A 15,158-nucleotide genomic window follows, 5' to 3' on the forward strand; every position below is an offset into this window, starting at 1 on the left:
CCGGCGGGGTCAACGCCCCGACAGCCGGTCGGCGATGTCGTGCATCCCCTGCTCCCGCAGGATCGCCTGACGGTGGCGGATCAGGCGGCGGGCCAGCGCCTTCTCCACCTCGGCGCCGCCGAGCAGGCGCCCCTGCGGATCGCGCAGATGGGTGGCGAGATGGTCGGCCAGCAGCGCCTCCTTCCTCGGGTCGCGGCGGTCGAGCGGCTGGGTGCCGTTCAGCGACTGCTGGATGCGCTCCAGCAGGACGGCGCGGCAGCACGGCGCGCGCCCCTGGACGATCAGCGCGCCGATGTGGGCCAGCAAAGGGCTGACCGGCTCGCTCTTGGGCTGCGGGTCGCGGCCCAGGATCAGGTCGGCCAGCGCGCACAGCCCCAGGGCGAGGTTCGGCTGCGCCCCCAGAAGCTCCTTCACCAATTCCGCGGAGCCCAGCGCGTCGGCCATCACCCCGTCGAGCAGCGCAAGGTGCCGCGGCTCCACGTCCGGCCCGATCAGGTCGAGCAGCATCTCGATCTTGCCCGCCAGCGAATTGCGGTCGGCCAGATGGATGGTGAGCTGGCTGAGAAAGGCGAAGTCGTGCCCCTCCTCCCCCACCGCGGCGGCGAGGACCCGGCTGGACCGGGAGAGGTCGGCAGGATCGAAGGCCGGCAGAGCCTTGCGCTCAGCCTGGAAGTCGCGGGCGCGCGCCATCACCGCGTCGGCGAAGGCCCGCAGCTCGCGCGCCCGCGCCGGCACCGCGACGCCATGGCGGTCCGCGTGGTGGCGGGCCACCGCCTGGAGCGCCGCGCCCAGCAGAAGACCCTGCTCGTCGAGCTTGCGCAGGTAGGTCCAGCTGTGGAGAAGCTCGGTCGGGGTGATGCGGAACTTGTCGAGGAAAGGCCGCAACAGCCGCCCGGTGACCATCCGCGACTCGAAGCCGTAGAGATCGCCGGGGGCCGTGCAATAGGGCGCGCCCTCCGCCGTGCCGCCCAGCGTCATCGGCTTGTCCTTCACCACCGGGACGGCCTTCTGGAAGATCACCATCTCCAGCGACAGCCCGGCCAGCGTGCGGAACCTGATGGCCTTGACCTCCTCAACCCCGCTGACCGCCAGCCAACTGCGGGCGGAGGCCAGGGCCCGGCGCTCGTCGTCGTAGGTCCCCTCGATGGTCCAGCGTCCCTCGCGGCGGATCTGGACCTCGAACGCGGTGCTGCTCTTGCCGAACACTGGGTGGGTTCCGTGGCTGTTGGGGCGGCTGTGGGCACGCTGTCTGTGCGCAACCAGTAGCCGAACGCCGCCGCCCGGCCTGTGACGATCGTCACCGCGGCGGGACGCTGCGGCAATCGGTCACCCTGCCTTCAGCGCCCCCTGATCCTCAGCCCGCCTTCTCCGCCGGCACCACGAAGCTGTCCATCACCTTCTTGCTGCCGGCCTGGTCGAAGTCGATCTCCAGCTTGTCCTGGTCGACCGCCGTGACGGTGCCGTAGCCGAACTTCTGGTGGAACACGCGCGCACCCTTCGGGAAGGGCGCGTTGGGACGGGCGCGCGGGGCGACCTGATAGGACCCGCTGTCCAGCGTGATGGTGCGCGGCGACGGGGACTGCTGCCGGCCCGCCGCCTGCTGACCGGCGCGGAAGGCGGCGTAGCTCGACGAGTCGCGGAAGCTCCCTCCCCCGCCAAATCCCCCGCCGCCGGCGTTGCCGCCCGGATAGAGGCCGCTCGCCGCCTCCGCCTCGACGTCGCCCCCGGGGATCTCCTCCACGAAGCGCGAGGGGATGGCGCTGACCCAGTTGCCGTAGAGCCGCCGGTTGGCGGCGTGGCTGATGTAGGCCCGCTTGCGCGCCCGGGTCAGACCGACATAGGCGAGGCGGCGCTCCTCCTCCAGCCCGGCGATGCCGGTCTCGTCCAGCGCGCGCTGGTTGGGGAACACGCCCTCCTCCCAGCCGGGCAGGAAGACCATGTCGAACTCCAGCCCCTTGGCGCCGTGCAGGGTCATCACCGTGACCTGATCGACGCCGGCGGCCTCGGCGTTCTCCATGACCAGGGCGACATGCTCCAGGAAGCCCGACAGGTTCTCGAACTCCGCCATGGCGGTGATGAGTTCCTTCAGGTTCTCCAGCCGGCCCGGCGCCTCGGGCGTCTTGTCCTCCTGCCACATGCGGGTGTAGCCGGACTCGTCGAGCACCATGCGGGCCAGTTCGGTGTGCGGCATGGTCGCCGACAGGGTGCGCCAGCGGAAGAAATCCTGAAGCAGGTTGCGCATCACGCCGCGCACCTTTGGCTTCAGCTCGTCCGTCTCGGTCAGCGCCCAGCCGGCCTCGGTCAGCGGCATCCCGCGCGAGCGCGCCGCCTGATAGAGGCATTGCAGGGCCGCCGGGCCGACGCCGCGCTTGGGCACGTTGACGATGCGCTCGAAGGCGAGATCGTCGTCGGGCGAGTTGACGACGCGCAGATAGGCCAGCGCGTCGCGGATCTCCTGGCGCTCGTAGAAGCGCGGGCCGCCGATCACCCGGTAGGGCAGGCCCAGCGTGATGAAGCGCTCTTCGAACTCGCGGGTCTGGAAGCCGGCGCGGACCAGGACGGCGATCTGGGCGAGCGAGACACCCTGGCGCTGCAGCGCCTCGATCTCGTCGCCGACCCAGCGGGCCTCCTCCTCGCCGTCCCAGACGCCGCGCACGCGCACCGGCTCGCCGCCGTCCGCCTGGGTCCACAGCGTCTTGCCGAGCCGCCCCTTGTTGTTGGCGATCAGGCCGGAGGCCGCGGACAGGATGTGCCCGGTGGAGCGGTAGTTCTGCTCCAGCTTGACCACCTTGGCGCCCGGGAAGTCGGCCTCGAAGCGCAGGATGTTGCCGATCTCGGCGCCGCGCCAGGCGTAGATCGACTGGTCCTCGTCGCCGACGCAGCAGATGTTCTTGTGGGCCTGCGAGAGGATGCGCAGCCACAGATACTGGGCGACGTTGGTGTCCTGATACTCGTCCACCAGGATGTATTTGAACTTGCGGTGGTATTCCGCCAGCACGTCGGGGTGCTTCTGAAAGAGCGTGATGTTGTGCAGCAGCAGGTCGCCGAAGTCGCAGGCGTTCAGCGTGCGCAGCCGCTCCTGGTAGGCGCGGTAGAGCGCCACCACGCGCCCGCCGGCCACATCGCCGCCGTCGCCCTCGTTCAGCCGGTCCGGCGTCAGGCCGCGGTCCTTCCAGCGCTCGATCACGCCGAGCACCTGCCGCGCCGGCCACTTCTTGGAATCGACGTTCGCCGCCTCCAGAAGCTGCTTGATCAGGCGGATCTGGTCGTCGGTGTCGAGGATGGTGAAGTTGGACTTCAGCCCCACCAGCTCGGCGTGGCGGCGCAGGATGCGCGCGGCCAGCGCGTGGAAGGTGCCCAGCCACCAGCCCTCCGGCTCGATCCCCACCAGATGGGCGACGCGCTCGCGCATCTCGCGGGCGGCCTTGTTGGTGAAGGTCACCGCCAGGATCTGGAAGGCGGCGGCGCGGCGCGTCATCAGAAGATGGGCCAGCCGCGTCGTCAGAACCCGCGTCTTGCCGGTGCCGGCGCCGGCCAGAACCAGCACCGGGCCGTCCAGAGCCTCCACCGCCTCGCGCTGCACGGGGTTCAGCCCGTCCAGATAGGCGAAACGCTGCGCCGGCGCGGGGGCCGGAGCGCCCGCGTGGCTGAGGGGATCATGGCCCAGCGGATCGTCGTAGGCGTAGGGATCGGACATGCGGCACCGGATTTCCTGGGTGGGCTCCCCCGCGGTCGGGAGACGCCCTTCATCGAAAGAGGACACCGTATATAGCACGCCCCCCGGCGCATCGAACCCCTTCCCTTGACAGAACGGCCGGGGCGCTCCGCCAATGGACATGGGACTAGGCCCATGGGCCGAGATCACCACGCCCCGCACTATGTCCGACACCATAACGCTGGTCTTATCACAATGGCCCGAAGTCACATTGGCCATAGGATCCAAAAAATCATCCGCAGTCACAGACAAATCAAAGGCTGAACCGAATTCTTGACCGAATGATTATTCCGCGCGCGACATTCGTGAATGGTTCGTTGGACGGTTTGTCTTATTTCGGCTTAGGGCATATGCCCATTGCGAGACATAATTTTTCCTTTGGGGAAATTTTCTGTTCCGCAAATCCGGGGTAAGGTCCAATCAGATCGTGGCACCCCGGAACCAAACGGACAGCCGCGGAGAGCGGCCCTCCCCCCGGACCGGATGTCCACGGAGGCGCCAGACGAACGACGAATTGAAACAAACAGAGGGCGGGTAGGAACAATGGACCCCGTGAACGTTTTCCTGATCGACGCGAACAAGCTCTTCCGCGAAGGCATGAAGCGTCTGTTCGAGAACACGCCCTTCAAGGTGATGGGCGAGGCGGGCACCCTGCGTGAGGGCGTCCCCGCGGTCGAGGCGGCGGGCACCCAGCCCGACCTGATCCTCATCGACCTCGCCAACGGCGGCGAGGACGAGGTCGACCAGCTCCGCGCCCTGCGGGACGGCCATCCGGGCATCCGCGTCGTCATCCTGACCACCGACCTGTGCACCCGCCGCCTGTCGGGCGCGCTCGGCGCCGGCGCCCACGGCTACCTGATGAAGGACATCGCCTGCGAAGCGCTGATGCAGTCGCTGAAGCTGGTGATGATGGGCGAGAAGGTGTTCCCCACCCATCTGGCCGAGCTGCTGATCAACGGCCGCAGCGAGGAGCTGGCGACCGAGGTTCCGGCCCGCCGCAAGGGTCTGTCCCAGCGCGAGATCCAGATCCTGCGCTGCCTGCTGAACGGCAACTCCAACAAGATGATCGCCAACCACCTCCACATCACGGAGGCCACGGTGAAGGTCCATCTGAAGAGCCTGCTGCGCAAGATCAACGCCTCCAACCGCACCCAGGCCGCCATCTGGGCGCTGAACAACGGCATCGGCGATCAGCCGGCGGAAGCCGCCGGGGTCAGCGCCGGCGTGGTCTGACGCATCCCTTCGGTTCTGCTTCCCGGCACCCGGAACGCCGGCCGCGCCATCCCGCGGCCGGCGTTCCGGCGTTCGGGGCACCCGCTTTGGGTGTGTCGGCATGCCATAGGTGGTGCGCCATAGGACCAAAGGCGCTCTTCCGCCTCGAAATGATGATGGCTATTTCCGCATTACATTCCGAATTTGGTTGGATCGCAGCCCCGACACGATGAGCATCATGGAAGCCAGCGCGGAAAAGCCGACCCTGAACGTTCTGCTTGCCGACGACCACCTGCTGTTCCGGGACGGGCTGCGGCGTCTGCTCGCCCAGTCGGACGACAGCATGGTGTTTCACGAGGCCGGGACGTTCGACGACGTCCGCCGCCTGTGCGACGGCGCCATCGCCTTCGACCTGATCCTCCTGGATCTGGGCATGCCGGGGTGGAACGGCTTCTCCCTGCTCGGCGAGATCCACCAGCGGCTTCCCAAGGCGCTCCTGGTCGTGGTGTCGGGATCGGAGAAGCGGTCGGACCTGCTGGCCGCCCTGGAGAACGGCGCCGCCGGCTTCATCCCGAAGTCGAGCAGCGCCAAGGTGCTGATGGGTGCCCTGCAGCTCGTGCTGGCCGGTGGCGTCTATCTTCCGGAACAGGCGATCCGCGGCGACCGGATGACGGACAGCGCGCCGCACGCCGGCGGCGGCGCGGCGGACGCCGACCCGCTGGGCGCCCTGGCCGACGGGGCGGGCGAGCAACTGACGCCACGCCAGCGCGATGTGCTGAACCGCCTGCGCGACGGCAAGTCCAACAAGCAGATCGCGCACGAGCTGGGCCTGACCGAAGGCACGGTGAAGGTGCATGTGACGGCGATCCTGCGCCAGCTCGGCGTGCGCAACCGCACCCAGGCGGCGATCACCGCGAACGGACTCTGACCCGACGCCGTCTCCGGCCTCTGTTCCGGCCTCAGGCCCCTCCCCGCTCCACCGAGGCGACCAACGCGGCCAGCGCGCCGCGGATGGCCGTTTCGTGCTTGGCGGGCAAGACCTGCTGGCCGGGGACGGTGACCACGGTCAGGGTGCGGCAGCCGGTCAGGCGCTGCTCCAGGAAGGACGCGCCCGGCACGCCGTCCGGCACGTCCTTGCCCTGAACCAGCGTGACCGGCACGCGGACCGCGTCGAGCGCGGGCGCCATGGCGCGAAGCTCCGCCGCGCTGTCGCGGGCGACCGGCGGCAGGATGCGGGCGGCGATGCGGCGGAGCACGCCGGGCCTGGTTGTCTCCTCGGCCATCGGGTCGATCAGCAGAAGGCCGCCGACCAGTTCCGGGAAATCCACGACGGCCCGCAAGGCCACCGGCACGCCGCTGCCGCAGCCGATCAGCAGCGGCTTGCGCGACCGGCGGAGGGTCAAGAGCGGGCGCAGCGCCGCCGCCGGCACGCCGGGATCGCCGCCGCGCAGGCGGGAGGCGCCGTTGATCGGCGCCGGGTCGGGTCGGGGAACCGCCACCCATTCCTGTCCCGCCGGGACGGCGCGCAGCAGGCGGGTCCAGGCCCGTGAATCGCTCGACGCCGCATGGACCAGGATGATCCGCCGTCCCGCGGGATCGCCGGCGACGAGGCAACCCGCCCCCACCTCCCGCGATGCGCCGCAGCGTGCGGTCGGCGCCTCGCCGGGCGACGACGGCACGATGCCGAACGCGGCCCCCGCGGGGCGCCCGGCGCTGCTGTGTATGGTCAAGGCTCCGCTCCCCGATTCCCGAACATGGCGCGGAGATCGTCTCCGCCGATTGACAGGGAGCCTAATGGAGGGTTCGCGGCCTTGTCCCGTACCATAAAAAGGCCCGAAATGGCGCGAACGGTGGCCGTAAATCCCGAAAATCGCAGGTTTTTACCCCAATTGTTGTGCAGTTCCGACTTTATCCGCGGAAGCCGCACAAGAATTGGGACCATTAAGGCCCGGAAACGTCAGCGGGCCGGAAACATCAATGGGAAACATCAATGGATGGTGTTGCCGTCGGGAAGCGCCTCGACCGGACGGTCATCGCGCGGCTCGGACGGACGGTGCAGCTCGCGCATCAGGTCCCGCCAGTCCGGCGACCCGCCGAGCTGCTGGATCAACTGCGTGGAGAAGGCGAAGACGGCCATCTCCAGCGGCCCGTTGTCCTCGGCGTGGGCGTTGACGGTGAGGCAGGATTCGGCGGCGCTGACGAAGATGGCCGACGCGATGGCCACCCCCGGCCCCGGTTGGGGCAGCGGCACCGGCGCCGGGGCGGACCCGGTGGTGCGCAGGGCCGACAGGTTCTCCACCAGCAGGCGCGTGCGGATGGCGGTGTCGATCGCCGCCCCCATGGTGTAGCCGGCCTCCGACTCCGCGGCGGAGCGCAGCAGGCGCAACCCGGCGATCACCCCGTGGGCGACGTCGGCGGTGCCGGCGCGCTTGGCCGCCGCGGCGATGGCGGTGCCAAGGATGGCGGTGACCACCGGCGCCATGCTTTCGGCTTCGTCGCCCATGATGGCGGCGTCGGTGGAGTCTTCGTGGTTCTGGACCTCGTTCATGCGGCCTCCGATCCGGTGATACCCTGGATGGCGTGCGGCGCGGACCCCGGTTCCCTGCGGAACCGCTTTTTGCTCAAAGGTCCCTCTTTCGATCTGTGGCCTTTCCGGAAGGCATTCAAGCCGCCGGAAGCCGGGAGGGGATGAATCTTTCGATGCGCCACTTTTGCCGATCCCTCCTCTGGGCGAAGCCACCCGCCATCCCCACATGTGCGGGCAAAAGGAGAAACACCCGATGCCCTTCCTCAGCCTTCTTCTCAACATCCTGTGGGTGGTGACCGGCGGCATCTGGATGGCCGCGGGATGGCTCCTCGCCGCCATTCTGATGGTCATCACCATCGTCGGCATTCCGTGGGCGCGATCGGCCTTCACGATCGCCTGGTACACCCTGTTGCCCTTTGGACAAACCGCCGTCCGCCGGGATGAGTTCCGTGGCCGCGAGGACATCGGCACCGGCCTGCTCGGCACGCTGGGCAACATCCTGTGGTTCGTCCTGGCCGGCTGGTGGCTGGCGCTCGGCCATCTGGTGGCCGCGGTCGGCCTTGCCATCACCATCATCGGCCTGCCCTTCGCCTGGGCGCACCTGAAGCTCGCCCTGCTGGCCCTGTGGCCGGTCGGCACCGAGATCGTGACGGTGGACGAGGCGGAATCCCGCCGCCGCCTGCTCGGCCGCGGGGCCTATTGAGCCGCGGAGTCCAAAGCGACTTTTCATTCGCTTTGGACTCCCATGGCCTCATGCGCCGGCCGGGCTTCGCCCGCATGAGCGGCCGGGACCGCCGTCGCGGTCCGGAGCGGAACGCATTCCGCCTTAGGGAGCGGACGGTTGCCGCCCGGCCATCCGCTTCAGCATGACCGAGGCCCGCCAGAAGCCGAGTTCCGCCCCATCCACGAAATGGACGTGCCGGTCGGCGGCGAGGTCGCCGACCAGGCAGGTCATGGTGGAGGCCGCCGCCCGCGCCGTGCCGTAGCGGATGCGCCCGGCCGCCGCGTGGGCGGCCAGCATGGCCTCGATGGCGCCGGCCTCGTCCTCCGTCACATCCAGGACGAGGCGCGGCCCGCCCGCCGATTTGCGGAAGTCCGACCGTTCGGCCATGCCGCGGCGGTAGCGGTCCGGATCGAAGCCGGCCACCCGCCACCCGGCCCCCAGCATCATGGCGAGCAGGGCGGATTTCCCGAGCGCCGACAGGGCGCAGGCCAGACGCCGCCCGCGCGGGCGCGTCCGCGCCTCCAGCCACAGCGACCGCCAGGAGGGCGGCCAGCGCACCGCCAGCCGTTCCCCCATGCCGAGCGGCGCCGCCGTGGCGGTCGGCACGATCCCCTCGATGTCGGCCTGGACGCGGGACAGCACCGACAGTCCCGGCCCGCCGTCGGGCAGCGGGTCGACGATCACGCACAGGATCACCCCACGCGCGCTGTTCACCGGGCTCCAGCGGCAGGACACGCCCTCCAGCCCGGTCAGCGGACCGGGCCGCGGCTCCAGCCGCCAGCGCGGATCGGCCTTCACCCAGGCGTCCGCCGCGGCGACCCCGCGCCCCAGGAACAGGCCGAAGGCGTCGCCGTTGCCGAACTCCTGCAGGGCGACCAGCACCTCCAGCCCCTCGTCCAGAAGCGCCCGCACCGGCACGAGGCCGACCCGGAGCGGTACATCCATCTCGGTCGCCGCCCAATGGGCCAGCGCCGCCAGCGCCTGCTCGGCCGCCGCCCGGCGTCCCGGCGGAACTGCGGCGATGGCGCCGTCCCCGCCGAACTGGCAGGCGGCGGGCTGCTCCGGCTCGCGCACCGCCTCCGACAGGACGGCGACCACCGCGGCGGCCACGAAATTCACGTCGCGGTGCCGCCCCTCCGCGGCCAGGCGCGTGCTCGCCACCACGTCGGCGACGGCCAGCGCCCAGTCGCCGTCCAGCGCCGCGTAATGGGCGGGGTCGGCGGCTTCGGCGGTGAAATCTTGGATGGACGGCAGAGGCATCGCCTTCCTCGCGCCAGCAGGGGTCCGGAGACGGGCCGCTCCACACCGCGCCCCGCTCCGCGCTGCAGTCTACGCCCCGCCGCGCGCCCTGTGAATCGCCCCCGTCGTCCGCGCCCCGATCCCATCCGCAATGGACCCATCCCGGATTGTCGGCCCGCCCCGTCCGGCCCATCGTTCCGCCGTCCAATCCGGGGAGGAACGCCATGGGATTCGCAAGCGACTGGAAATCCGCCAAGACGGCTTTTGAAACGGCCACCGGCAAGAAGAAGCCGAGCGCCAAGTTCATGGGCGTCTTCCACAAGTCCGGGCTGGAGGACGTGACCAAGGCGCTCGACACCGCGCTTGGCAAGAGCGACGCCAAGGCGCTGGAGAAGGCGCTGCTCGACTACGTGAAAAGCGCCACCGCCTACCAGACGACGCTGGAGAAGTCGGCCAAGACCGAGGGCATCGCGACCATCGCGGCGGAGCTGAAGAAGCTCGGGCAGGCGCTGGACGACATCGGGCGCCGCGCCGGCGTGGCCGTCAACGAGCGCATCGCCGAGATGCGCGAGGACGCCGAGGCCGAAAAGGCCAAGGAGGCCGAGGAGCAGGGCAAGGCCGCCCGTGCCATCGCCGACAAGGTCGCGGTGCAGATCGACGGGCTGCTGAAGACCACCAACGCCGACGTCAAGCTGCTCGATCAGGCCGCCGCCAACGCCGACCTCGCGCTGCGCAACGTGCTGGAGGCGCAGGGGGCGGGCAACGCCAAGGAGGCGAAGGCCCAGGCCGCCGCGGTCCAGACCGCCGCCAAGGCGGTGGACGCCCAGGCGAAGAAGATCGCCGCGACCGCCACCCAGGCCGGGAAGCTGTTCAGCCAAGCCAAGGCCGCGGTCGCCAAGATGAAGCTCGACCCCAAGCAGTATGGCGGGCGCGACCCGGCCCAGGGGGCCTTCGACCGGGCCGACGGGATCGTCATGAAGCTGGACCAGATCAAGGATGACGCCGCCCAGGCCGCCACCGAGGCCGCCGGCATCGTCAAGGAGGCCGCCCAGGCGCTGAAGGGCGCCCTGGACCTGCGGGCCACCTATCTGGCGAGCTGCCGCAAGCTGGCCAAGCGGGCGCAGGACGCCGACTCCTTCTACGACACCGTCGCCCGCGACGTCGGCGGGCAGGCCGACCGCGCGCAGCAGGAGCAGATGGTCGCCGAAGAGGCGGCGGACGACAAGCGCGCGGCGTCGGTCAAGACGGCGACCTTCTACATCACCCAGGTGCGCCAGCAGGCCGCCCAGGCGAAGAAGGAGATCCTCGCCGCCGCCAACGAGATCACCAGCACCCGCAAGTCCTTCCCGGCCATGGTCTCCGACAAGGACCCCGACTTCGGCCCGCTGCTCGCCGCGGCGAAGGTCTCCCTGGACGGCCTGAAGGAATCGCACGCCGCCCTGGCCAAGGCCGAGACCAAGATCGACAAGGTCGAGACCGCCCTCAAGAAGCTGGGGTAAGAGGCGCGACCGCCGAAGCCTCCCGCGCCGCCCGGAGGGCGCTGGAGGCTTCGCGCGCCGTCACATCATGACCTCGGTCAGGCTGTCCATCATCTCCCGCTCATGCTCGATCAGCATCAGCTCCTCGCCAAGGAAGTCGCGCATGGACACCACGCCGATGACGCGGCCGTCGCGGACGACCGGCAGATGGCGCAGCCCATGGTCGACCATCCGGCGCAGCGCCTCGCCCACCGTGACGTCATGGGGCGCGGTGATCGGGCACGGGGTCATCACCTCCGACAGCGCGGTCTGATCCGGGTCCAGCCCATCGGCCACCACGCGGTCGGTCAGGTCGCGCTCGGTGAAGATGCCTTCGATCCGCTCGTCGATGGAGGCGGTGACCACGACGGACGCCACATGGGCGGCCTTCATCTGCCGCGCGGCATCCCGCACCGTAGCGCCCGCCGGAAGGCTGACCACGCGGCGACGGTTCAAAAGATCCCCGATGTTGCGATGCATCATGGCTTTCCTCCTCCAAGTGCGGATGTTTCTGGAAGACCACGGCGGCTGTTTTCGTTGGTCGGACCGCCGCGCCCGCGCCTCGTCGCCGGCCCCCGCCTCCTTTCGCCGTTCATTTGCGGATGCGAAGAAAATGCCGCATCCGCGAAATGCCGGAATGGGCGAATTCTGTTCACAGACCGATTGATCAAGTGTTGAAAAAGGTAATCACTTTCCCGTGCCTTGACGAGAACGGCCGCCGCAAAGCAACGTCATGGTTGCCATGACGGCGCAACATGCGACAAAACCACTCACCATTGGCTGGCGACGGTGGTTCTGGCATGGAAAATCAGACCCGTTTCGCTGGCGGATCACGCTTAACCATTATTAAAGGAAATAGGCCGGAAACTCCGGACAATTGCAGTTCTGTCACGATGTCGTCTGGAAGGGGCCTGCGCCGCCATGTCGTGGTTGTCGAAATTGAGCGGACGAGGCAAATCCACCGCGGCTTCCGCGGCTTCGACCAAGGAACGCCCCGCCGATCCCCCGACCATCCGGATCGACAGCCACGAATATGTGCCGGAGGAATTCGTCCTCGGGTCTTTCCGCATCCGTCCCTATGACGGGGACTTGATCGCCAAGCAGCAGTTCGACTTCCGCATCCTCTTCCGGCTTGGCGAGGAACATTCGGATTTTGCCTGCCGGGGCGTCGTCGTGAAGATGGACGAGCAGGCCGGTCTGGTCGCCCGCTTCCACCAGCCGCCGCCGCTTCACACGCGGAAGTTGATCGAGTATCTGAAGCTCTGGAAAGGTCTGTGAACGCGGACCGCTCTCCCCCGCAAAAGGAAGGCCCGCCGTCACGACGGCGGGCCTTTTTCATTCAGCCGTCCTGCGGCGGCACCGAACGGGCCGCCGGTCAGGCGGATTCCAGCGCCCTGCGGCTGTGCAGAGCGATCATCTGCTCCTCGTCGGTCGGGATGACGTAGACGGGGATGCGGCTGTTCGGGGCGGAGATCAGCGGGCCGTTGGCCTCGTTCGCCGCCGGGTCGAGCACCACGCCGAGCCAGGCCAGCTTGTCGCCCACCCGCGCCCGCACCGGGGCGGAGCGCTCGCCGATGCCGGCGGTGAAGACCAGCGCGTCGATGCCGCCCATGGAGGCGGCAAGCGCTCCCGTCTCCTTGGCGATGCGGAAGCAGAACAGCTCCACCGCCTCCTCGGCTTGCGGGTCCGTGCTGTCGAGCAGGACGCGCATGTCGTTGGACAGGCCCGACACGCCGAGCAGGCCCGACTTGTTGTAGAGCAGCTTCTCGATGGCGTCGGCGCCCATGCCCTTCTGGCGCATCAGGTAGATCAGCACCCCGGGATCGATGTTGCCGCAGCGGGTGCCCATCGGCAGGCCGTCCAGCGCCGTGAAGCCCATCGTGCTGTCCACGCTGCGCCCGGCGTGGATGGCGCACATGCTGGCGCCGCTGCCGAGATGGCCGACGACGACCCGGCCGTCGGCCAGCTCGGGGGCCAGTTCGGGCAGGCGACGGGCGATGTACTCGTAGGACAGGCCGTGGAAGCCGTAGCGGCGCACGCCCTCGTCCGTCAGCTCCCGCGGGATGGCGAACATCTGAGCCTGCCAGGGCTGGCCGCGGTGGAAGGCGGTGTCGAAGCAGGCCACCTGAGGCAGCTCCGGATGGGCCTCGGCCAGCGCGCGGATGGCGGCGAGGTTGTGCGGCTGGTGCAGCGGCGCCAGCGGGATCAAGCCCTCCAGCTCCTCCATCACCGCCGGGGTCAGCAGCACCGGGGCGGCGTGGCGGGTGCCGCCATGCACGACGCGGTGGCCGGCGGCCAGCAGCCTCGCCCCGTCCAGCCGCTCCTCGATCCAGGTCAGCAGGAAGGACAGCAGGGCGGTGCGGTCGGACGGCTCGCCCGCCGCCCAGACCCGCTCGGCCAGCGGGCGTTTGGACGCGTCCTTGGCCTCGAATTTCGGCTCGGTGCCGATGCCGGAGATCTGGCCGTTGATCGTCACCCGCAGCCCCCCCGCCCCGCTTTCCCGGAAGACCGAGAATTTCAGGCTGGAGGAGCCGGCGTTGATGACCAGGATGGCGTTGCCGCCACCCGCGTTCTGGCTGGTCATGACGGGCACCCCTCTCACTCGGCCGCGGCGGCGCCGCGGCGGCGGGCGGCGGCGGCCAGGACGGCCACGGCGCAGGACGCCAGACGGGTGCGCACGTTGTCGGCGCGGCTGGTCAGGATGATCGGCACGCGGGCGCCGAGCACGATGCCGGCGGCGTCGGAGTTCGCCAGGAAGGAGAGCTGCTTGGCCAGCATGTTGCCGGCCTCCAGGTCGGGCACCAGCAGGATGTCGGCCTGCCCGGCGACCTCGGAGACGATGCCCTTGGTGCGGGCGGCCTCCAGGCTGATGGCGTTGTCGAAGGCCAGCGGGCCGTCGAGGATGCCGCCCTTGATCTGGCCGCGGTCGGCCATCTTGCACAGCGCCGCGGCCTCCAGGGTCGAGGCGATCTTCGGATTCACCGTCTCGACCGCCGACAGGATGGCGACGCGCGGCGTCTCGACGCCCAGGACCTTGGCGAGGTCGATGGCGTTCTGGACAATGTCGACCTTGTCCTCCAGCGTCGGGTAGATGTTGATCGCCGCGTCGGTGATCAGAAGCGTGCGCGGGTAGGTGGGCACGTTCATCACGAAGACGTGGCTGAGCCGCCGGCCGGTGCGCAGGCCGGTCTCCTTGCGGACGACCTCGGCCATCAGCTCGTCGGTGTGCAGGCTGCCCTTCATCACCGCCTCGCACTCGCCGGAGCGGGCCAGCCGGACGCCGGTCTCGGCCGAGGCGTGGGAATGCGCCACGTCGACGATGCGGTAACGGCTGATGTCCAGCCCATGGGCCTCGGCGACCGACTTGATCTTGGAGGCCGGGCCGATCAGCACCGGGTCGATCAGGTTGGCCTCGGCCGCCTCGACCGCGCCCTTCAGCGAGCTTTCGTCGCAGGGATGGACGACGGCGGTCGGCACCGGGGGCAGCGTCTCCGTCTTGCCCAGCAGCTCGTCATGGCCGTCGTGGCGGATGACCTGGACCTGCGGCAGTTCGTGCGCGGCGCGGCGGACCTTGCGGGTCGGCGCGATCACCTCGGCGAGGCCGGAGACGACCTCCTTGCCGTCCTGGTTGCGGGCGACACAATCGAAGACGACGATGTTCTTCTCGGCGTGCTTCTCCTTGGCGGTGACCGTCACGGTGATGACGTCGCCCAAGCCCACCGGGCGCTTGAAGCGCAGGTCCTGGCCCATGTAGATCGTCCCCGGCCCCGGCAGCAGCGTGCCGAGCACCGCGGAGATCAGCGAGCCCGACCACATGCCGTGGCCGATCACCTTGTGGAACTGGCTGTCCGCCGCATACTCCTCGTCGAGGTGCGCCGGGTTGATGTCGCCGGACACCGTGGCGAACAGCTCGATGTCGGACATGGTCAGACGCCGCGACAGGCTCGCCTGCTGGCCGATCTGGATTTCCTCGAAGGTGACGTTCTCGATCATGGCGGATGAGCCGTTCTTGCCGAAGTCGGGGGTGGCGGGCGCGGTAACACGGTCCATTGGAGAAGCTCCTCAATCGGATAGCGGCTCGGAAACGCATGATCCCCGGGGCCGAATCCTCCCGGCCTGCGGATCGCCCTGTCGTCCGCGGCCTTTTTGTTGGACCCCTGGATCGGTCGGCCCGGGAAGGGCCGCCCGCCAGAGGCCGGTTCGGGGTGCCCTGAATAACCCGGC

The 15,158-nt window shown here is 69.3% G+C and carries 13 protein-coding genes; 5 read left to right on the forward strand and 8 right to left on the reverse strand.

Features of this window, described 5'->3' with window-relative positions:
- Positions 1-9 precede the first annotated feature (9 nt).
- Positions 10-1,206 (reverse strand): hypothetical protein, encoded by a 1,197-nt coding sequence (locus ABVN73_RS09735; RefSeq protein ID WP_353857812.1) that lies wholly within the window; start codon positions 1,204-1,206, stop codon positions 10-12.
- A 148-nt stretch (positions 1,207-1,354) separates the two neighbouring features.
- Positions 1,355-3,697, reverse strand: a complete 2,343-nt coding sequence (locus ABVN73_RS09740; protein WP_353857813.1) for a UvrD-helicase domain-containing protein — start codon at positions 3,695-3,697, stop codon at positions 1,355-1,357.
- Positions 3,698-4,258: 561 nt separating this feature from the next.
- On the opposite strand from ABVN73_RS09740, the gene ABVN73_RS09745 reads away from it, so the two are divergent.
- Together ABVN73_RS09745 and ABVN73_RS09750 are read left to right on the forward strand one after the other, a co-directional pair.
- A complete protein-coding gene (locus ABVN73_RS09745) occupies positions 4,259-4,948 on the forward strand; it encodes a response regulator transcription factor (RefSeq protein ID WP_353857814.1) in 690 nt (229 codons plus the stop codon).
- Positions 4,949-5,192: 244 nt separating this feature from the next.
- Entirely contained in the window at positions 5,193-5,855 is a 663-nt protein-coding gene (locus ABVN73_RS09750) for a response regulator transcription factor (protein WP_353859476.1), read from the forward strand.
- A gap of 31 nt (positions 5,856-5,886) precedes the next feature.
- Here ABVN73_RS09750 and ABVN73_RS09755 read toward each other — a convergent pair whose 3' ends face one another.
- Positions 5,887-6,657 (reverse strand): alpha/beta hydrolase, encoded by a 771-nt coding sequence (locus ABVN73_RS09755; protein ID WP_353857815.1) that lies wholly within the window; start codon positions 6,655-6,657, stop codon positions 5,887-5,889.
- Between the two features lie 257 nt (positions 6,658-6,914).
- A complete protein-coding gene (locus ABVN73_RS09760; RefSeq protein WP_353857816.1) occupies positions 6,915-7,475 on the reverse strand; it encodes a hypothetical protein in 561 nt (186 codons plus the stop codon).
- A gap of 232 nt (positions 7,476-7,707) precedes the next feature.
- On the opposite strand from ABVN73_RS09760, the gene ABVN73_RS09765 reads away from it, so the two are divergent.
- Positions 7,708-8,157, forward strand: a complete 450-nt coding sequence (locus tag ABVN73_RS09765; RefSeq protein ID WP_353857817.1) for a YccF domain-containing protein — start codon at positions 7,708-7,710, stop codon at positions 8,155-8,157.
- A 123-nt stretch (positions 8,158-8,280) separates the two neighbouring features.
- Here ABVN73_RS09765 and ABVN73_RS09770 read toward each other — a convergent pair whose 3' ends face one another.
- Positions 8,281-9,438: a DUF3095 family protein gene (locus tag ABVN73_RS09770; protein WP_353857818.1), complete on the reverse strand. Its 1,158-nt coding sequence runs from the start codon at positions 9,436-9,438 to the stop codon at positions 8,281-8,283.
- Positions 9,439-9,641: 203 nt separating this feature from the next.
- Between ABVN73_RS09770 and ABVN73_RS09775 the strand changes: the two genes are divergently transcribed.
- Positions 9,642-10,916 (forward strand): hypothetical protein, encoded by a 1,275-nt coding sequence (locus tag ABVN73_RS09775; protein WP_353857819.1) that lies wholly within the window; start codon positions 9,642-9,644, stop codon positions 10,914-10,916.
- Between the two features lie 60 nt (positions 10,917-10,976).
- On the opposite strand, the gene ABVN73_RS09780 is transcribed toward ABVN73_RS09775, so the two are convergent.
- Positions 10,977-11,417: a CBS domain-containing protein gene (locus ABVN73_RS09780; protein ID WP_353857820.1), complete on the reverse strand. Its 441-nt coding sequence runs from the start codon at positions 11,415-11,417 to the stop codon at positions 10,977-10,979.
- Positions 11,418-11,855: 438 nt separating this feature from the next.
- Here ABVN73_RS09780 and ABVN73_RS09785 point away from each other — a divergent pair, with 438 nt between their 5' ends.
- Positions 11,856-12,212: a hypothetical protein gene (locus tag ABVN73_RS09785; RefSeq protein WP_353857821.1), complete on the forward strand. Its 357-nt coding sequence runs from the start codon at positions 11,856-11,858 to the stop codon at positions 12,210-12,212.
- A gap of 97 nt (positions 12,213-12,309) precedes the next feature.
- On the opposite strand, the gene ABVN73_RS09790 is transcribed toward ABVN73_RS09785, so the two are convergent.
- A complete protein-coding gene (locus ABVN73_RS09790; protein ID WP_353857822.1) occupies positions 12,310-13,518 on the reverse strand; it encodes an acetate/propionate family kinase in 1,209 nt (402 codons plus the stop codon).
- 14 nt (positions 13,519-13,532) lie between these two features.
- On the reverse strand, positions 13,533-14,927 hold the full coding sequence (locus ABVN73_RS09795; RefSeq protein ID WP_353859477.1) for a bifunctional enoyl-CoA hydratase/phosphate acetyltransferase: 1,395 nt from the start codon (positions 14,925-14,927) through the stop codon (positions 13,533-13,535).
- Positions 14,928-15,158 lie beyond the last annotated feature (231 nt).

It is taken from the genome of Azospirillum formosense, assembly GCF_040500525.1.
Taxonomy (GTDB): Bacteria; Pseudomonadota; Alphaproteobacteria; order Azospirillales; family Azospirillaceae; genus Azospirillum; species Azospirillum formosense_A.

What these genes read in the sequence shown, in the direction of transcription:
- ABVN73_RS09775 (WP_353857819.1), top strand. Translation starts at nt 9,642, where the DNA reads ATGGGATTCGCAAGCGACTGGAAATCCGCCAAGACGGCTTTTGAAACG.
- ABVN73_RS09790 (WP_353857822.1), bottom strand. Translation starts at nt 13,518, where the DNA reads ATGACCAGCCAGAACGCGGGTGGCGGCAACGCCATCCTGGTCATCAAC.
- ABVN73_RS09740 (WP_353857813.1), bottom strand. Translation starts at nt 3,697, where the DNA reads ATGTCCGATCCCTACGCCTACGACGATCCGCTGGGCCATGATCCCCTC.
- ABVN73_RS09765 (WP_353857817.1), top strand. Translation starts at nt 7,708, where the DNA reads ATGCCCTTCCTCAGCCTTCTTCTCAACATCCTGTGGGTGGTGACCGGC.
- ABVN73_RS09785 (WP_353857821.1), top strand. Translation starts at nt 11,856, where the DNA reads ATGTCGTGGTTGTCGAAATTGAGCGGACGAGGCAAATCCACCGCGGCT.
- ABVN73_RS09780 (WP_353857820.1), bottom strand. Translation starts at nt 11,417, where the DNA reads ATGATGCATCGCAACATCGGGGATCTTTTGAACCGTCGCCGCGTGGTC.
- ABVN73_RS09760 (WP_353857816.1), bottom strand. Translation starts at nt 7,475, where the DNA reads ATGAACGAGGTCCAGAACCACGAAGACTCCACCGACGCCGCCATCATG.
- ABVN73_RS09795 (WP_353859477.1), bottom strand. Translation starts at nt 14,927, where the DNA reads ATGATCGAGAACGTCACCTTCGAGGAAATCCAGATCGGCCAGCAGGCG.
- ABVN73_RS09770 (WP_353857818.1), bottom strand. Translation starts at nt 9,438, where the DNA reads ATGCCTCTGCCGTCCATCCAAGATTTCACCGCCGAAGCCGCCGACCCC.
- ABVN73_RS09745 (WP_353857814.1), top strand. Translation starts at nt 4,259, where the DNA reads ATGGACCCCGTGAACGTTTTCCTGATCGACGCGAACAAGCTCTTCCGC.